The 14,677-nt window shown below is 73.4% G+C and carries 14 protein-coding genes; 6 read left to right on the forward strand and 8 right to left on the reverse strand.

The features are described from left to right. Positions 1-116: 116 nt before the first annotated feature. Together cynS and ACIP93_RS04140 are read right to left on the reverse strand one after the other, a co-directional pair. Entirely contained in the window at positions 117-599 is a 483-nt protein-coding gene (cynS, locus tag ACIP93_RS04135) for a cyanase (RefSeq protein ID WP_345220658.1), read from the reverse strand. A gap of 65 nt (positions 600-664) precedes the next feature. Further along, positions 665-1,285, reverse strand: a complete 621-nt coding sequence (locus tag ACIP93_RS04140) for a carbonic anhydrase (protein WP_401755395.1) — start codon at positions 1,283-1,285, stop codon at positions 665-667. Positions 1,286-1,437: 152 nt separating this feature from the next. On the opposite strand from ACIP93_RS04140, the gene cynR reads away from it, so the two are divergent. Then, on the forward strand, positions 1,438-2,382 hold the full coding sequence (gene cynR / locus ACIP93_RS04145) for a transcriptional regulator CynR (protein WP_401755398.1): 945 nt from the start codon (positions 1,438-1,440) through the stop codon (positions 2,380-2,382). Between the two features lie 45 nt (positions 2,383-2,427). On the opposite strand, the gene ACIP93_RS04150 is transcribed toward cynR, so the two are convergent. From ACIP93_RS04150 to sigJ, 3 genes are all read right to left on the reverse strand, one after another. Next, a complete protein-coding gene (locus tag ACIP93_RS04150; protein ID WP_401755401.1) occupies positions 2,428-2,997 on the reverse strand; it encodes a hypothetical protein in 570 nt (189 codons plus the stop codon). 193 nt (positions 2,998-3,190) lie between these two features. Further along, positions 3,191-4,279 carry an NAD(P)/FAD-dependent oxidoreductase gene (locus ACIP93_RS04155; RefSeq protein ID WP_401755404.1) on the reverse strand — a complete coding sequence of 363 codons (1,089 nt, stop codon included), beginning with the start codon at positions 4,277-4,279 and terminating at the stop codon, positions 3,191-3,193. Between the two features lie 292 nt (positions 4,280-4,571). After that, the gene (gene sigJ / locus ACIP93_RS04160; RefSeq protein WP_345220648.1) at positions 4,572-5,459 is read right to left on the reverse strand and encodes an RNA polymerase sigma factor SigJ; all 888 of its coding nucleotides are present in this window, start codon (positions 5,457-5,459) and stop codon (positions 4,572-4,574) included. A 73-nt stretch (positions 5,460-5,532) separates the two neighbouring features. On the opposite strand from sigJ, the gene ACIP93_RS04165 reads away from it, so the two are divergent. Beyond that, positions 5,533-6,303, forward strand: coding sequence for a PIG-L deacetylase family protein (locus ACIP93_RS04165; RefSeq protein WP_401755407.1), 771 nt, complete (start codon positions 5,533-5,535; stop codon positions 6,301-6,303). A gap of 138 nt (positions 6,304-6,441) precedes the next feature. After that, positions 6,442-6,882: a DUF6083 domain-containing protein gene (locus ACIP93_RS04170; protein ID WP_401755410.1), complete on the forward strand. Its 441-nt coding sequence runs from the start codon at positions 6,442-6,444 to the stop codon at positions 6,880-6,882. Between the two features lie 15 nt (positions 6,883-6,897). On the opposite strand, the gene ACIP93_RS04175 is transcribed toward ACIP93_RS04170, so the two are convergent. Beyond that, positions 6,898-8,238 (reverse strand): SGNH/GDSL hydrolase family protein, encoded by a 1,341-nt coding sequence (locus tag ACIP93_RS04175; RefSeq protein ID WP_401755413.1) that lies wholly within the window; start codon positions 8,236-8,238, stop codon positions 6,898-6,900. Positions 8,239-8,409: 171 nt separating this feature from the next. On the opposite strand from ACIP93_RS04175, the gene ACIP93_RS04180 reads away from it, so the two are divergent. Continuing rightward, entirely contained in the window at positions 8,410-9,318 is a 909-nt protein-coding gene (locus tag ACIP93_RS04180; RefSeq protein WP_401755416.1) for a LysR family transcriptional regulator, read from the forward strand. A 99-nt stretch (positions 9,319-9,417) separates the two neighbouring features. On the opposite strand, the gene ACIP93_RS04185 is transcribed toward ACIP93_RS04180, so the two are convergent. Both ACIP93_RS04185 and ACIP93_RS04190 read right to left on the reverse strand, forming a co-directional pair. Further along, positions 9,418-10,953 (reverse strand): M28 family metallopeptidase, encoded by a 1,536-nt coding sequence (locus tag ACIP93_RS04185; protein WP_401755664.1) that lies wholly within the window; start codon positions 10,951-10,953, stop codon positions 9,418-9,420. Between the two features lie 225 nt (positions 10,954-11,178). Continuing rightward, positions 11,179-11,901, reverse strand: coding sequence for a TetR/AcrR family transcriptional regulator (locus ACIP93_RS04190; protein ID WP_401755419.1), 723 nt, complete (start codon positions 11,899-11,901; stop codon positions 11,179-11,181). A 254-nt stretch (positions 11,902-12,155) separates the two neighbouring features. Between ACIP93_RS04190 and ACIP93_RS04195 the strand changes: the two genes are divergently transcribed. Together ACIP93_RS04195 and ACIP93_RS04200 are read left to right on the forward strand one after the other, a co-directional pair. Continuing rightward, positions 12,156-12,896, forward strand: coding sequence for an aquaporin (locus ACIP93_RS04195; RefSeq protein ID WP_401755422.1), 741 nt, complete (start codon positions 12,156-12,158; stop codon positions 12,894-12,896). A 319-nt stretch (positions 12,897-13,215) separates the two neighbouring features. Continuing rightward, on the forward strand, positions 13,216-14,622 hold the full coding sequence (locus ACIP93_RS04200) for an LPXTG cell wall anchor domain-containing protein (protein WP_401755425.1): 1,407 nt from the start codon (positions 13,216-13,218) through the stop codon (positions 14,620-14,622). Positions 14,623-14,677: the final 55 nt, after the last annotated feature.

Raw genomic sequence — 14,677 nt, forward strand, 5'->3', positions numbered from 1 at the left:
GGGGGGGGGGGGGGGGGGGGGGGGGGGTCGGGGGGGGGGGGGGGGGGGGGGGGGGGGGGGGGGGGGGGGGGGGGGGGGGGGGGTTCCCCCCCCCCCCCCCCCGCCCCGGTGGAGGACTAGAAGGGCTTGGTGGGGAGGTACTTGCCGTCCAGCGTGATGACGGCCCGCTCGCCGCCCTCGGGGTCCGCGACCTTCTGCACGTCCAGCCTGAAGTTGATCGCCGAGATGATGCCGTCCCCGAACTCCTCGTGCACCAGGGCCTTCAGCGTGGTCCCGTACACCTGGAGCATTTCGTAGAAGCGGTAGATGGTCGGGTCCGTGGGGATGCCGCCGTTGCCGACGATGCTGCCGCGCATCGGGACGGTCTGGAGGAGGCGTACGGCCGCGTCGTCCAGGCCGAGCAGGTCGGCGACCGTGCGGGCGGCGTCGGCGGGCAGCGGGTGCTGGCCGAGGAGGGCGGCCGTCACGAAGGCGACGGACAGGCCGGTCGGCTCGGCGATCTCCTTCCAGGACAGGTCACGGCGGGTCTTGGCCTCGATGGCCGCGACGGTGAGCTGCTGACGGGAGTTCTGGTCGGCCTGGGCGTGGAGGGTGGTCATGGAGGAGGTCCTGCTTTCGTGGGTGGGGGGAGTCGGTTCTCGTGGGGGGGGAGGGGTCCGTGGGGTCAGGCGGCCTGTCGGGCCGGTGCTCCCGCAGCCGTGTCGAGGGCTTCGACGCGGCCGGAGCCGATGTCGTAGACCCAGCCGTGCAGGGTGAGTGCGTCGCGGGCCAGGGCGCGCGCCACCGAGGGGTGGGTGCGCAGGTGGGTGAGCTGCGTGGCCACGTTGAACCGGATGAGGGCGGCGATCCGCTCCTCGCCCTGCTGGAAGGCGTCCAGCAGCGCCTGCGAGGAGTCCGCGTGCCGCAGCCAGTCGGCCGTGGCGGGCAGGGACGACATGTCCGTGCCGGAGGCCAGCGCGGTCATCGCGCCGCAGGCGGAGTGGCCGCAGACGACGATGTCGGCGACCCCGAGGGCGTTCACCGCGTACTCGATGCTGGCGGCGATGCCGTCCGCGCCCTGCCCGTACGCCGGGACGAGGTTTCCCGCCGTACGGATGACGAACAGCTCGCCCGGTTCGCGCTGGGTGATCAGTTCGGGGACGACCCGGGCGTCCGAGCAGCCGATGAACAGGGCGTTCGGCGTGTGGGTGGTGGCCAGCCGCCGGAAGAGCTCGGCTCTGGGCGGGAAGGCCTCGCGCCGGAAGCGCTCGACTCCGGCCTCGAATCCTGCTGCGATCTCCGGCATGGGACCACTCCTTGCGGCCTTGCGGCTGACGGGGGCTCTCGCCCGGTTCGCCGGGCTGTTCGTCCGACGTGCTCCACCATGCATGAGCTGGCTCTATAGAGTCCAAGAGCTGTTGCCGCTGTCAGTGATAGGTCGCATCTATAGTCGAGGTCATGGCTCTGGAACTCCGTCACCTCCGCTATCTCCTCGCCGTCGCCGAGCACGCGAACTTCACGCGCGCCGCCGAGGCCCTGCACATCTCGCAGCCGACGCTCTCGCAGCAGGTCAAGCAGTTGGAACGGGCGTTGAAGGTGCAGTTGCTCGACCGTTCCGGGCGGTCGGTGCGGCTCACCGACGCGGGTGAGGCGTACGCGGCGTACGCGCGCCGGGCGCTGCGGGACCTGGCGGCCGGCGAGCGGGCGGTGCTGGACGTGGGGGACCTCTCGCGGGGGGCGCTGCGGGTCGCGATGACGCCGACGTTCGCGACGTACCTGGTGGGGCGGCTGGTCGCGGACTTCCACGCCCGTCACCCGGGGATCACGCTCGACGTGCGGGAGATGACGCAGGCGCGCATCGAGGCCGAACTCCTCGACGACCGGGTCGACGTGGGAATCGCCTTCACGGGCGAGCGCGTGGCGGGGGAGGGGGCTGCCGGCGGGCACGCGCCGGGGATCGTGGTGACGCCGTTGTTCGAGGAGACGTTGGGGCTCGTGGTCGGACCGGGGCATCCGTACGCGGAGCGGGACGCGGGGAGTGGTCCCGTGCCGCTGACATCGCTGTCGGGGCGGCAGCTCGCGCTGCTCAGCGGTGACTTCGCGACCCGGCGCCACATCGATGCCTACTTCGAGCGGGAGGGCGTGCGGCCCGGCATCGCGGTCGAGGCGAACTCGCTCGGCGTGCTGGTGGAGGTCGTCGGGCGGGGCGGCCTGGCGACCGTGCTGCCGGACCCCATCGCGGCGGGCGACGGCCGGCTGCGGCGGGTGCCGGTCGAACCCGCGCTGCCCGCGCGGACGGCGGCGCTGCTGCGCCGGGACTCGGCGTACCGGAGCGCGGCGGCGCGGGCGTTCGAGGAGCGGGTGGCGGGGTGGGTCCGGGAGGAGGGGCTGCGGGGGGTGTGACGAGGGGAACGGAGGAGGGCCGTCCGGTGTCGGCTGCGTCGGCGCCTATCGCGACGTGAGTGAGGGGGCGGCCAGCGGGGCGGTGAGGGCGGTGGCTGCGGCCGGCTGCGGCGTGGCCGGGGCCTCGTCCCGCCAGGGGTGGCCGTGCGCCAGGAGCGCCGTGCTCAGCGCGTGCCGCGAGGCCTGACGCGGGCCGCGCGCCAGTTCCCGCCCGGCGGCGTCGAGCACCACGAGGTCCCGGCGGTCCAGGTACACGGCCGCCACGTCGGCCCGGGCTAGCGTCGTGGCCTTCCTGCCGTCGCGCGGCGCGAGGACCAGTGCGTCCTCGGTCACGGTCAGCCGGGTCGCGTCGGCGACGGCGACGTACGCCGCGAGCAGCCCGAACGCGGTGGCGGCCAGTGCGCACAGCGCGATCTGCCAGGGCTGGTCCAGGCCGCCGAGCGCGGCGGCGACGCGGCGCAGCGGACCCGTCGCCGAGCCGTCGACCCAGCGGGCCACCGGCGGCAGCAGGAAGCCGATGCCGAGGCCGGCGGCCGGAAAGCCGACGAGGATGCGCAGGAGGCGGGTGCGGGAGTATCCCAACACGGTTGCTGCGGCTGGTTCGTTGTGGCTCATGCGTGGCTCCCCCGTCGGCGGGCCGGTCGTGCCCGGTTCATGTTTCGAGCCTAGTGAACCGGGGAAGCGCCGGGCATCACCCGATGGGTGGGAACGCGGCGACTTCGGTCTCCGACGCAGGTGGGAGAGGCGTCCTCCTTTGTGCGTACGTGCCCTGCGTTCCCGGGGCCCGGCGCTCCTTCCGCGCCGCGCCTCAGCCCAGCCCGGGGACCGCCGGGAGCGCGCCGGGCCTGCGGGAGGCCAGGGCCAGGGCGCGGACGGTGCTGCGGCAGATCTGCTCCTTGACGAAGGCGGCGGGCTTGCCGGTGAGGGTGAGTTCGCGGGGCGAGTCGTCGGAACGTACGGACTGGACGAGGCCGTCGGCGCGGCCGAGGCTGACGCACTGGAGGACGAACGCGACCGGGCGGGCGTCCGGGGCCTTGCCGCGCGCCTCCGCGAGGATCGAGGACGCGACCCGTGAGCCGGTGGGCAGGGCGGCCTGGCAGGACATCCGCTGGGTGCCGCCCGCGTCGCCCGGCACGTAGATCTCCGGGTGCGAGACGCTGCGCCGGGAGGCGTCGACGTCGATGCGGCCGAGGGAGTTGAGGGCGAGGCCGGCGCGGGCGGCGAGCGCGGTGCCGGGGACCATCGACGCCGACCAGACGACGACGTCGGCGTCCACGGCGTCCGGGTCGTCGACGCGGGCGCCCTCCGTCACCCGTACGCCGAGGGCGGCGAGCGTCGCGTGCAGATGGGTGCGGCCCTTGGCGCTGACGCCGGGGGCGAGGCCGCCGGAGGTGAGGAGCCGCACCTGCCAGTCGCGGCCGCACCGCTCGGCGATCTCGGCGGCCGTCTCGATGCCGGTGAGGCCGCCGCCGACGACGGCGAGGCGGCCGGGCCCGTCGAGGAGGCGTTTGTGCAGGGCGGGGGCGGACTCGGCGGTGAAGAGGCGCTCGGTGTGGGCGGCGGGGAGGCGGGTGGTGCTGCCGAGGGCGTACACGAGACGGTCGTACGGCAGGACCAGCCCGGTGTCGAGGGTGACGGTGCGGGCGGCCGGGTCGAGGTCGGTCGCGCGGGCGGTGTGATGGGTGATGCGGGTGTGCCGCAGGAAGCGCCGGAGCGGGTGCACGACCTCGGCCTCGGGCCGCCCGGCGGCGACCTCGTGCAGCCGGATGCGCTCGGTGAGGTGGCCGACGGGGTCGACGAGGGTGACGGGGACGTGCGGGGCCAAGCGCAGGGCGGCCATGAGCCCGGAGTAGCCGGCTCCGATGACGAGGGTGCGGGGGGTGCGGTGAGTGTTCATGCCCGGGGGACGACGCGGAGGCGGAAAGTGTGAGGTCGTGTGGGCCACACGGGCTTCCGGCCGTTTGTCGGCGGGAGGGCGCTGGGCCGGGTGGGGCGCGGCCGGCTTCTGCCGGGGGAGGACTCTCGTACCGGCCCGGGTCCGACCAAGGGCCAAGGACCGGGGGCCGGGGCCGGAACGAGAAGGCCGGGCCTCCGCCCGGGGCCCGGCCCCAACCGTGACCCCGGCTCCAGCTCCGACCCCGGCCTCGGCCTCGGCCCACGGCTCCCCGGACCCGGCCCCCGGAACGCCCCTACAGCGCGTCGAAGTCCAGATGCCCCAGCTTCTCGGGGTTCAGGACCACGTCGATCCCGCTGATCAGCCCGTCCTCCCCGATCGTGAACGACAGCGTGCCGTGGTACCCGACCGCCCGCGCGTCCAGCACCAGTCCCGGCGCGCCGTTCACGTCGTACCGCAGAATCCGCATGCTCGCCGGGTCGAAGAACCGGTAGATCCCCTGCGCGAGCGCCGCCACCTTCGCCGCGCCCCTGACCGGCCGCCGTGCCGCGCTGACGACGCCGCCGCCGTCGGAACGCCAGACCACCTGCGGGGCGAGGACGCGCAGGAGCGCGTCGAGGTCGCCGCTGCCGGTGATCGCGGCGAGGAAGGTCTCCACCGCCCGTCGGTGCTCGTCCCGCCCGACCCGCTGCCGCGGCCTGGCCTCCCGTACGTGCTTGCGCGCCGTCGACGCGGACTGCCGTACGGCGGCGGGCGACTTGTCCAGCGCCTGGGCGATCTCCGGGAACGGCACCCCGAACACGTCGTGCAGCACGAACGCCACCCGTTCCGCCGGCGTCAGGCTCTCCAGCACGGTCAGCATGGCCGTGCTCACCGACTCGTCCAGCGCGACCCGCTCCGCAGGGCCCTCCTCCGCCGGCGCGGTGACCAGCGGCTCCGGGAGCCACGGGCCCACGTACCGCTCCCGGCGGGCCCGGGCGGAGGTCAGTTGGTCGTAACAGAGACGGCTGACCGTCGTCGTCAGGTACGCACGCGGATTGCCGGCCGTGCCGTCCTCGACCGCGTTCCACCGCAGCCAGGCCTCCTGCACCGCGTCGTCGGCGTCGGCGACGGACCCGGTGATGCGGTAGGCGACGGCGTGCAGATGCGCACGATGCTGTTCGAACTCGGCCTGGTCCGCCATGGTTTCCGCTCCGGGGGTGAGGTGCGAGGGCAGGTGCCACCGACCCTAGACGGGCTTTGCGAGGATGGGTGGCGTGCCCACACTCATCGCGTTCTTCGCCCACCCCGACGACGAGGTCCTGCACGCGGGCGGCACCCTGGCCCGCGCGGCGGCGGAGGGGCACCGGGTGGTGCTGGTGTCCGCGACGGACGGCGAGATGGGTCCGGTACGGGAGGACCAGGTGCGCCTGCGGGAACTCGCTTCCTCCGGAGCGGCGTTGGGAGCGGCCCGGGTGACCACCCTGGGCTACGCCGACAGCGGCCACGGCAAGGACCTGTACCCGGACCCGCCGGACCGGCGGCGCTTCGTACGGGCTCCGCACGAGGAGGCGGCGGAGAAGCTGGCCGCGATCCTCCGGGAGGAGCGGGCGGACCTGCTCCTCACCCACGACGCGGGCGGCGGCTACGGACACCGCGACCACGTCCACGCCCACGAGGTCGCCCTGCGCGCGGCCCGGCGGGCGGGCGGCGTCCGCACCTTGACTGCCGCCATTCCCCTCACCGCCCCCATCCGTCTCCTCCGCCTCACCTCCCTCCTGACGTCCCCTCTGGCCCTCCTGCGCGGCTCACGGACCTTCCGTACGGCGCTGCTGCGCGTCGAGCACACGCCCCGCGCACGGATCACCCACGCCGTCGACGCCCGCCGGTACGCCTCGCACAAGCAGGCCGCCCTGGCCGCCCACGCGTCCCAGGTCCGGGGTCCGGGCCGCAGCGCGGGAGCCTTCCGGGCCCTGGTGAACATGCGCACACCACTGTTCGCGGCCCTGCTGGGCCGGGAGTGGTGGACGGAGGTCGAACGGGGCTGATCCCGCGGCCGGGCCTGGTCCTGGCCCTCTCCAGAGGGGGCTGAACTGCGGCGATGCCATTGCCAGGACTGATTGTCAGACCCCTGTGGAAGCATTCTTCACGTCAGCTGCAATCGACGTGGTTTGCGGGTGGGGGTCATGATCAGTTCGTACGGTTGTGAGGCGTGCGGCGGGCCGCAGGGCAGGTGGCGCCCGGTGCTGGGACGCGCGGTGTGCGCGGCCTGCGAGAAGGGGAGCGGCGGGCGGGAGCCCGTGGTCCTCGCGGAGGTGCTGGCGAACGCGGCGATCGAACTGGGTTCGGCCGCCCGCCAGTTGCGGGCCGTGCCCGATCCGCGTACGTCCGGCGGGACGTTCTGCAAGCGGTGCGGGGCGGCGGCCGAGTGGCACCGGACGGTGCGTGGGAAGTGGATCCTCATCGAGCCGGGCGAGCGGGTCGTGGGGTCCGTGCCCGCCGGGAAGCGGTGGCGGATCGCGGGCGACGGGACGGCCGTCAACCTGGGCTCCTCGATACCGACGGACACCTGCCGGATCAGCCACTTCGACCTGTGCCCCGCGAGGTCGGCGGCGGCGGTGGCGTGACCGCCGGCCGGGGGCTCACAGCACGGCGGGGGCGAGGGCCTCGGCCATCGCGCGGTAGCCGGCGTCGTTGGGGTGCAGGTGGTCGCCGCTGTCGAAGGCGGGACGCAGGCGCTCCGGGTCGGCCGGGTCGGCGAGCGCCCTGTCGAAGTCGACGTACGCGTCGTACGCGCCCGAGGTGCGGACCCACGCGTTGAACTCGTCGCTCGCCGCTGCCGCCCGCTTGCCGTAGTGGTCGGAGCCGCCGAGCGGGAGCAGCGTCGCCCCGACGACGCGGACGCCCTTCGCGCGGGCCTGACGGATCAGCTCCTTGTGCCCGTTGATGAGGTCGCGGCCGGTGATGTCCGGTGCGGGCTTGTAGAGCGGGTGGTCCGTCTCCTGGAAGCCGATGTCGTTGACGCCTTGGAGGACGACGACCGTACCGACGCCCGGCAGGTCGAGGGCGTCGCGCGAGAAGCGGTTCGTCGCCCGCTCGCCGAACCAGGCGGAGTCGTTGAGGACGAGGTTGCCGCCGATGCCGGCGTTGAGGACCGGGCGGGGCTTGCCCAGGGACTTCAGACGGGCGGCGAGGGCGTCGGAGTAGCGGCGGTCGGCGTTCGGGGTGGAGGCGAAGCCGTCGGTGATGGAGTCGCCGAAGAGGACGATGCCGTCCCGCTGCCGGGTGCGGGAGTCGGAGCCCGGGCCGGCGGGCGTGCCCGTACCCGCGTCCTTGCCCGTGCCCGGGACCCCCGCGTCGACTCCCGACAGGTAGTACCAGGACTCGGTGGACTCCGTGAACGCGGCGGCCGAGGCGTCGGACGCGTGGTCCCCCTCCGCCCGGTAGGAGTCCGTGAAGGACTGGGCGTGGAAGGTCGCGGGGCCGGTCGTCCGCTTGAGGTGGAGGGTGACGGTCACCTGGTCGCCCGCCGTGAGCCGCAGCCCGGCGGGGTCGCTGGAGAGCTGCCCGCCCGCCGGGACGGACACCGACCTCCCGCCGGCGAAGGTGAGGTCCCGGACCGTGCCCGCTCTGACCGCCGCGCCCTTGTCCGTACGGGCGACCGTGGCGCGCTCCACCCGCAGCGGGGAGGTTCCGTACGCGTTGGACAGGCGGATGCGGGCCTGTGTGCCGCCCGCGGTGACGCGGACGACCTGGCGGACGGTGTGGTCGTCGAAACCGGCCTCCGACCAGTTGGGCTTGAAGCTGACGGAAGGGCGCTGCGGAGAGGCGGCCCACGCGGCGGACCACTTCCCGGTCGCCGCGGGCGAGGGCGCGGTCGCGGGAGCGGAGTGCGTACGGTCCAGCGCGACGGCCGTCGTTCCGGCGCTCAGCGCGAGGGCGACGGCGGCGGCGAGCGCGGTCCTGCGGGCACGTGAAGGCATGGCTGGCTCCAGGGGAGTCGGTCGGTGGGTGATGTCCGGACCGGACTCCTCAAAGATCCTCCGCGGTCCCGCCCCGAACAACGCCGATCCGTGCAACGATCGATAACCCAGCACAATCGATCCAGCTCGACGGGGAAGAGCGACGACCCTGCCTGGAGGCGATCACCGGTGATGGAACGGCACGAGGCCGAGATCTTCCTGGCCCTCGCCGACGAACTCCACTTCGGCCGCACCGCCGAGAAGCTGCGCGTCTCCCAGGCCCGTGTCAGCCAGGTCCTCAAGCGCCTGGAGCGCACCATCGGCGCCCCGCTCTTCGACCGCACCAGCCGCAGGGTCGCCCTGACCCCGCTCGGCCGTCAACTGCACACCGAACTGGCGCCGCTGCACGCCGAGTTGGCCGCGGTGCTGCACCGCGCGAAGGCCGCCGCGCGCGGTGTCGACGGAGTCCTCGCCGTCGGCTTCCTCGGCTCCGGTGCGGGGCAGCTCACCCGGGACATCCAGCGCACCTTCCGCGAGCGGGCGCCCGGCTGCGAGGTGCGTCTGCGCGAGGTGCAGTTCGCCGACCCGCTCGGCCCCTTGCGTGCGGGCGAGGTCGACGTGCTGTTCACGCGGCTCCCGGTGGAGGAGCCGGACCTCACCGTCGGCCCGACGGTCGTGTCCGAGCCCCGGGTGCTGGCCGTCCCCTGCCACCACCCGCTGGCCCACCGGGACTCGGTCTCCCTGGAGGACGCCGCCGGGGAGCGCTTCTTCGGTGTGACGGGAGGAGCTCCGGCCTACTGGTGGGACGCGCAGGTGCCCCGTCGTACCGCCGGTGGGGCGGTCCTGGAGCGCGGGCAGGACGTGTCCACGTTCCAGGAGATGCTGTCGATGATCGCCGCCTGCCAGGGGGTCTCACCGGTCGACGCGTCCATGGCGACGTACTACGCCCGCCCGGACCTGGCGTACGTCCCGCTCACCGACGTACCGGACAGCGAGGTGGCCCTGGTGTGGCGCACGGGCGGAACGAACGCGCGCTCCGAGGCGTACATCGGGGCGGTCCGGGACGCGGTGGCGGCGCACGGCGGCCCATTGGCCCTCTGACCCGCCCCGTCGCCGCGTTCGGCAACGCATGTTTCACGTGAAACAACGGTGGGGCACCGGCGGTTGCCCGCCCGTGCCCCACCGCGCACCGCCGGCGTGCTAGCTGCTCACACCGTCGTGGTCGTGGCCGCTGTGCCCACCGCTGCCGCTGTCGCCGCCCGTGGTCGGCTTCGAGACGACCGGCTTGCTGAGCGAGCTCAGGTCATGGGCGTACGTGCCGACCGCGTTCGCGATCACGTCGACGTTGATGTCGAGCGCCTTGTCGTTGATGTTGGTGATGTCGTCGCACTTCGCGTGGTAGCACTTGTCGTACGCGACGCCCGCCGTACCGCCGAACTTGGCTGCCTGCGCCGGGGTCTTGATGCCCTCGGCGCCCGTGAAGGTGCCGCCCGACGGGATGCCGACCTCGATGAAGGGGCCGTAGTCCGAGCGACCGCTGAAGTCGGTGCCCTCGTGCGGGAAGTTCTTGCTGTCGAGGAAGTCGTTGATGCCCTTCTCGAGCTGGGCGGAGCCCTCCGGGCCCGGACCCTCGCCGACGCCGTCCGAGTTGTCGCCGTCGTAGACGAACTGGCCGAAGTTCGGCGAGGCGATCATGTCGAAGTTGAGGTAGAGCTTGATCTTCGCCTTCTGCTCCGGGGTCAGCTTGGCGACGTAGTCCTCGGCGCCGAGCAGACCCAGCTCCTCCGCGGACCACCAGGCGAAGCGCACCTTGTTGGCGGGCTGCTTGCCGTTCTTGGTGGCCTTGGCGAGCTTCAGGGCGACCTCGATGAGGCCGGCCGAGCCCGAGGCGTTGTCGTTGATGCCGGGGCCCTCGGCGACCGAGTCCAGGTGGGCGCCGAGCATCACGGTCTTGTCGGCGTTGCCGCCCTTGGTCTCCGCGATGACGTTGCGCGTGGTCTTGTTCTGCTGGAGCTGGCGGATCTCCAGGTTGACCTTGACCGGGCCCTTGGCGATCTCGGCGGCCAGCGCCTCGCCCTCGGCCTGGGTGATGCCGCCGGTGGGGAGCTTGCCCTCGGCGGCGCTGTTCAGGGTGCCGTTGAGGTCGCCCGGAACGTTGTTGTAGATGATCGCGGCGGCCGCGCCCGCCTCGGCGGCGATCGCCTGCTTCTGCGCGAAGGGGCAGCCGCCGCGCTTGATCAGGGCGATCTTGCCGGTGAATCCGGCCGCGTAGTCGCCGATCTCGCAACCCGTGGTGTCGTCGACCGGCACGGCCGCGAGGGTCGCGTTCAAGCCACCGACCGGAGTCGACTTCGTGTACGACATCGCGATGATCTTCACGTCGCGCTGCGTCGGCGAGGTGACCTTGAGGGCCTCGGCCTGCGTGGTGATCGAGACGAAGTCGAACTTCTCGTAGTGGACGTCGTACCCGGCGTTCTTCAGCAGGCTGTACACGTACGCGCCGGAGGCGTCGTGGCCCAGCGAACCTGCGGCGCGGTTGCCGCCCGCGGAGTCCGCTATCGCCTGGAACTGCTTGAGGTGCTGGAACGCGCCCGGCCCGGACGAGTCCGCCACCAGCTTCTTGGCCAGCTTGGCGGCCTCCTTCGCCGGGTCGGCGGCGGCGCGCTGCGCGGTCGCCGGGGTGGCGGCGGCGAGCAGGAGCGGGGTGGCGATCGCCAGGGACGCCAGCGCGGCCATGGATCTGCGACTGCGGGATGAAGCGTTCACAGAAGTCCTCTCGGTGCGAACAAATGTGAGGGGAAGTTAGCGATTCCGGGGGCGTCTGGGAATGCTTTTCCGAATACTCACGTGCCCGAGTGTGCGGACGGGGGTGCCGGGACGCGCGCGACGACGGCTGAATGGCGCTCTTGCGTCACCCCGGGTGCGTGTGCCACCAGTTGGGCCGCGCACCGGTCCGGGGCGTCAGTCCGTCAGGTGCAGCGAGAGGAGCTGGTTGAGGCCCTCCTTGATCTGGTCCGCCGTCGCGCCGCGGGTCGTGCGCAGGTGTTGGACGGCGCTCGGCGAGAGCGTGGCGAGCAGCAGATGGGCCACCAGGGCGGCGTTGGCGTGTGGCTTGATCTGGCCGATCAGCATCGCGACGTGGGTGTGCAGCGTCAGGTACGGAGCGCCGTGGTAGCGGCCCTGCGGCGACGCGCTCTCGGCGGCCAGCAGCAGCTCCTGCTGCTCGGCGGTGCGGTCCGCCAGCGCGTGCAGGAACGCCCGCAGCCGTACCGCGGGCGGCGTCGGCGGGGCGGGCAGCGCGTCCGGGCCCAGCGGGGGCGGCCCGCTGATGAACGCCTCCTGGAACCGCTGTTCCCGGTCGTCCAGGAGGGCGTACAGGAGGTTCTGCACGTCGCCGAACCGCCGGTAGACGGTGCCGACCCCGATGCCGCTGGCGTGCGCGACCGCGTTCATGGTGAGGGCGGCGGCGCCCTTGTCGGCGACGATCCGCGCGGCGGCGTCCAGGATGCGGCGCCGGTTGCGGGCGGCGTCGGCGCGTTCCGGCGGCGGCCCCTCCGCGAGCGGCAGTGCGGCCCGGCCCATCGGCGGCGGGACGACGGGGGCACTGATGCCGGAGGGGCCGGCCGGGGCGGGGGACGAGGGCGGGGGCGGCGGCTGGGCGGGGGCGCTCTCGGGCTCGCTCATGGCCGGGAGCGTACCCGAAACGGACAGCTATCCACTTCTTCCCCACCACCTCTTGCCAACCGGATAACCATCCGCTTAACGTCAGCGACGTCAACTCAAGCGGATGGCAGTCCGGTTGAGAGCCACGGGAGCGCACGCCTGACGCACACCCCCCGGAAAGGCCCCGCCATGACCGTCCCCGGCCCCGCGCCCATGCCCACGCCTACGCCCATGCCCGGTCCCGCGTCCGCTCCCGCGCCCGCGGAGAGTGCGGAGTGAGACGACAACTCCGCGAAGCGGCCGCGGAGTTGATTCTCACGGCCGCCCTGCTCCTCCTCGTCTCGACCGTCGTACGGTGGCTCCTCGCCCCGGACTCCCCGGCGGTCGCCGCCGTCCCGGACCCCACCCTCCGCCTCGCCGGGGTGGCCCTCGCGGTCGGCGCGGCCATCGCCCTCGTGATGTCACCCCCCGCGCGGCGCTTCACCGCCGGGCACCTCAACCCGGCGGTCACCGTCGGCCTGTGGGCGCTGCGGGAGTTCCCCGGCCGGGCGGTGCTGCCCTTCGTCGCGGCGCAACTGACGGGCTCGGCGCTGGGCACGGGGCTCGGCCGCGCGGTGTGGGGCCCGATGGCCGACACGGCGGCGGTGGCGCCGGGGGAGGCCTGGAGCGGGACGGCCGTGCTGGTGCTGGAGGCGGCCGCGATGGCCGCGATGACGCTGCTCGCGGCGTACGCGCTGATCGCCCCCCGCCTCGCCCGCGCGCTGCCGGTGCTGATGGGCGGGTCCGTGGCGGCGGCGATCGTCGGGCTCGGCCCGGTCACCGGGGGCTCGGTCAACCCGGCCCGGCAGTTCGGCCCCGCACTGTGGTCGGGGCAGACCGCGCACCTGGCCGCGTACGTGCTGGCACCGGTGCTGGGAGCGCTGCTGGCGGCGGCCGCGTTCAGGATCGTACGGGCACGGGCACGCACTCATGTGCGGCCTCGGGTACGGTCGTTGGGGCCGCCGCACGCGCTCTGAAGCGCCCGCGCACGCGCTCTGGAGCAGCCGCGCTCGCGCTCTGACGTGCCCGCGCACGCGTCCCTGTGAAACACCCCACAGAGAAAACACACGCCCCGTGGGCAACTGTCGCGAATGCCCGTGTTCGTGCGAGCGGCAGTCGGCCGACGGCCCGGCGGGGTGTGGATTTCTCCTTCTCCCACCCGCTCTCCGGTCGTACGATCACGGGGCCGCCGCCCGCGTGAGGCAGCACTCCGCAGCGGCGCCCCACCTCTTTCCTCGCCTTTCCTCGTTCCGAGGTCTCTCCGAACCGGAGACCCCTTCCCAGAAAAGGGCCCGCGTGAAGATACGCCGCATGCTCGCGACGGCCGTCGTCGCCGCCGTCACCACCCCCGCACTGCTCCTGTCCGTCGCCCCCGCGTTCGCCGCCGACGCCCCGCCGGCGGCCGGCCAGGCGCAGGACGCGAAGCCGAAGCCGACCCCGGCCGAGCTGGAGAAGCTCAAGAAGGTCATGGACGAGGCGAAGACGGCGTACGACACCGCCGCCGCCAAGGCCGCGGCGGCGCAGAAGTACGCCGACGAGTACCTGAACCCCGACAGCCCCGCCCGCAAGCCGATCGCCGAGGCCAAGAAGGCGGCCGAGGTGGCGGGCGCCGCGCTGACCGCGGCCAAGGCGGAGCTGACGAAGGCCGAGGAGGCCCTCGCCAACCTGCCCAAGGACGCCCCCGAGGCGGAGGTCACCAAGGCGAAGGAAGCCGTCAAGGCGGCGGACGACAAGCACAAGCTCGCCGTCACGGCCAAGTCGGACGCCGACAGGACCCTCTCGTTCACCGAGGGCAACCTCTTCAAGGGCTACATGGACGCCAAGACGAAGGCCGCCGAGGCGGCCATCGCGGCGGAAAGCGCGAAGAAGGTGTACGACGACGCGGCCAAGGCGTACAAGGACGCCGAGGCCGCGGCGGGCAAGCCGGACCCGACCAAGCCCCCGGTGGATCCGACCAAGCCCCCCGTCGACCCCACCAAGCCGCCGGTCGATCCCACGAAGCCGCCGGTGGACCCGACCAAGCCGCCCGTCGACGACGAGTGCAAGGTCGGCCCCGAGCTGCGCACCACGCTGGTCGGGCTGCCCGGCAAGGTCGTCGCCGGTACGACGGTGAACTTCACGCTGCGCGTCACCAACGGCACCGGCAAGAAGGTCGACGAGATCAAGCCGTTCGCCGTGGTCTACGGCCACGACAACAAGAACTTCGACGACATCAGCAAGCTGCTGCGCCTCCAGGCCGCCGGCGCGGGCTCCGACGACTGGAAGGACGTCAAGGAGGCCGAGTACGCGGGGACCGTCACCAACCTGGACGCCGGGAAGTCCGCCGACCTGAAGCTGCGCCTGACGGTCGACAAGAAGGCCCCGGCCGCCGACGGCATCGCCTTCGCCGCCGGTGACTACGCCAACGAGGACGGCTCCTGCGGCGGCAACGACCTGACGGAGTACACGTTCTCGATCCTCACCGCGGGCAGCGACCCCGGCAAGGTCCCGGACGCCAAGCCCGGCAAGGTCGCGAACCCCGCCAACGTCCCGGTCCCGCAGGGCGGCGCGAGCGCCACCCCGGTCACCACGGACGCGGGCAACCTCGCCGCGACCGGCTCCGCCGGCACCCCGCAGGTCGCCCTCGCGGCGGGCGCGGCGGTCGTGCTCGGCGCGGGCGCGATGTTCGTCGTACGACGCAGGAAGGCGGGCCAGGAGGCCTGAGCGTGACGGCCCGGAGGGCCTGAGCGGTACCGGAGGGGCGGGGAGCCGTGCGGCC

It is taken from the genome of Streptomyces sp. NPDC088745 (genome assembly GCF_044751045.1).
GTDB lineage: Bacteria > Actinomycetota > Actinomycetes > Streptomycetales > Streptomycetaceae > Streptomyces > Streptomyces cremeus.

Bases quoted from the DNA above. Each gene is read 5' to 3' on its own strand.
- ACIP93_RS04170 (WP_401755410.1), top strand. From the start codon at position 6,442: ATGATCAGTTCGTACGGTTGTGAGGCGTGCGGCGGGCCGCAGGGCAGG.
- sigJ (WP_345220648.1), bottom strand. From the start codon at position 5,459: ATGGCGGACCAGGCCGAGTTCGAACAGCATCGTGCGCATCTGCACGCC.
- cynR (WP_401755398.1), top strand. From the start codon at position 1,438: ATGGCTCTGGAACTCCGTCACCTCCGCTATCTCCTCGCCGTCGCCGAG.
- ACIP93_RS04175 (WP_401755413.1), bottom strand. From the start codon at position 8,238: ATGCCTTCACGTGCCCGCAGGACCGCGCTCGCCGCCGCCGTCGCCCTC.
- ACIP93_RS04190 (WP_401755419.1), bottom strand. From the start codon at position 11,901: ATGAGCGAGCCCGAGAGCGCCCCCGCCCAGCCGCCGCCCCCGCCCTCG.
- ACIP93_RS04140 (WP_401755395.1), bottom strand. From the start codon at position 1,285: ATGCCGGAGATCGCAGCAGGATTCGAGGCCGGAGTCGAGCGCTTCCGG.
- ACIP93_RS04150 (WP_401755401.1), bottom strand. From the start codon at position 2,997: ATGAGCCACAACGAACCAGCCGCAGCAACCGTGTTGGGATACTCCCGC.
- cynS (WP_345220658.1), bottom strand. From the start codon at position 599: ATGACCACCCTCCACGCCCAGGCCGACCAGAACTCCCGTCAGCAGCTC.
- ACIP93_RS04155 (WP_401755404.1), bottom strand. From the start codon at position 4,279: ATGAACACTCACCGCACCCCCCGCACCCTCGTCATCGGAGCCGGCTAC.
- ACIP93_RS04185 (WP_401755664.1), bottom strand. From the start codon at position 10,953: ATGGCCGCGCTGGCGTCCCTGGCGATCGCCACCCCGCTCCTGCTCGCC.
- ACIP93_RS04180 (WP_401755416.1), top strand. From the start codon at position 8,410: ATGGAACGGCACGAGGCCGAGATCTTCCTGGCCCTCGCCGACGAACTC.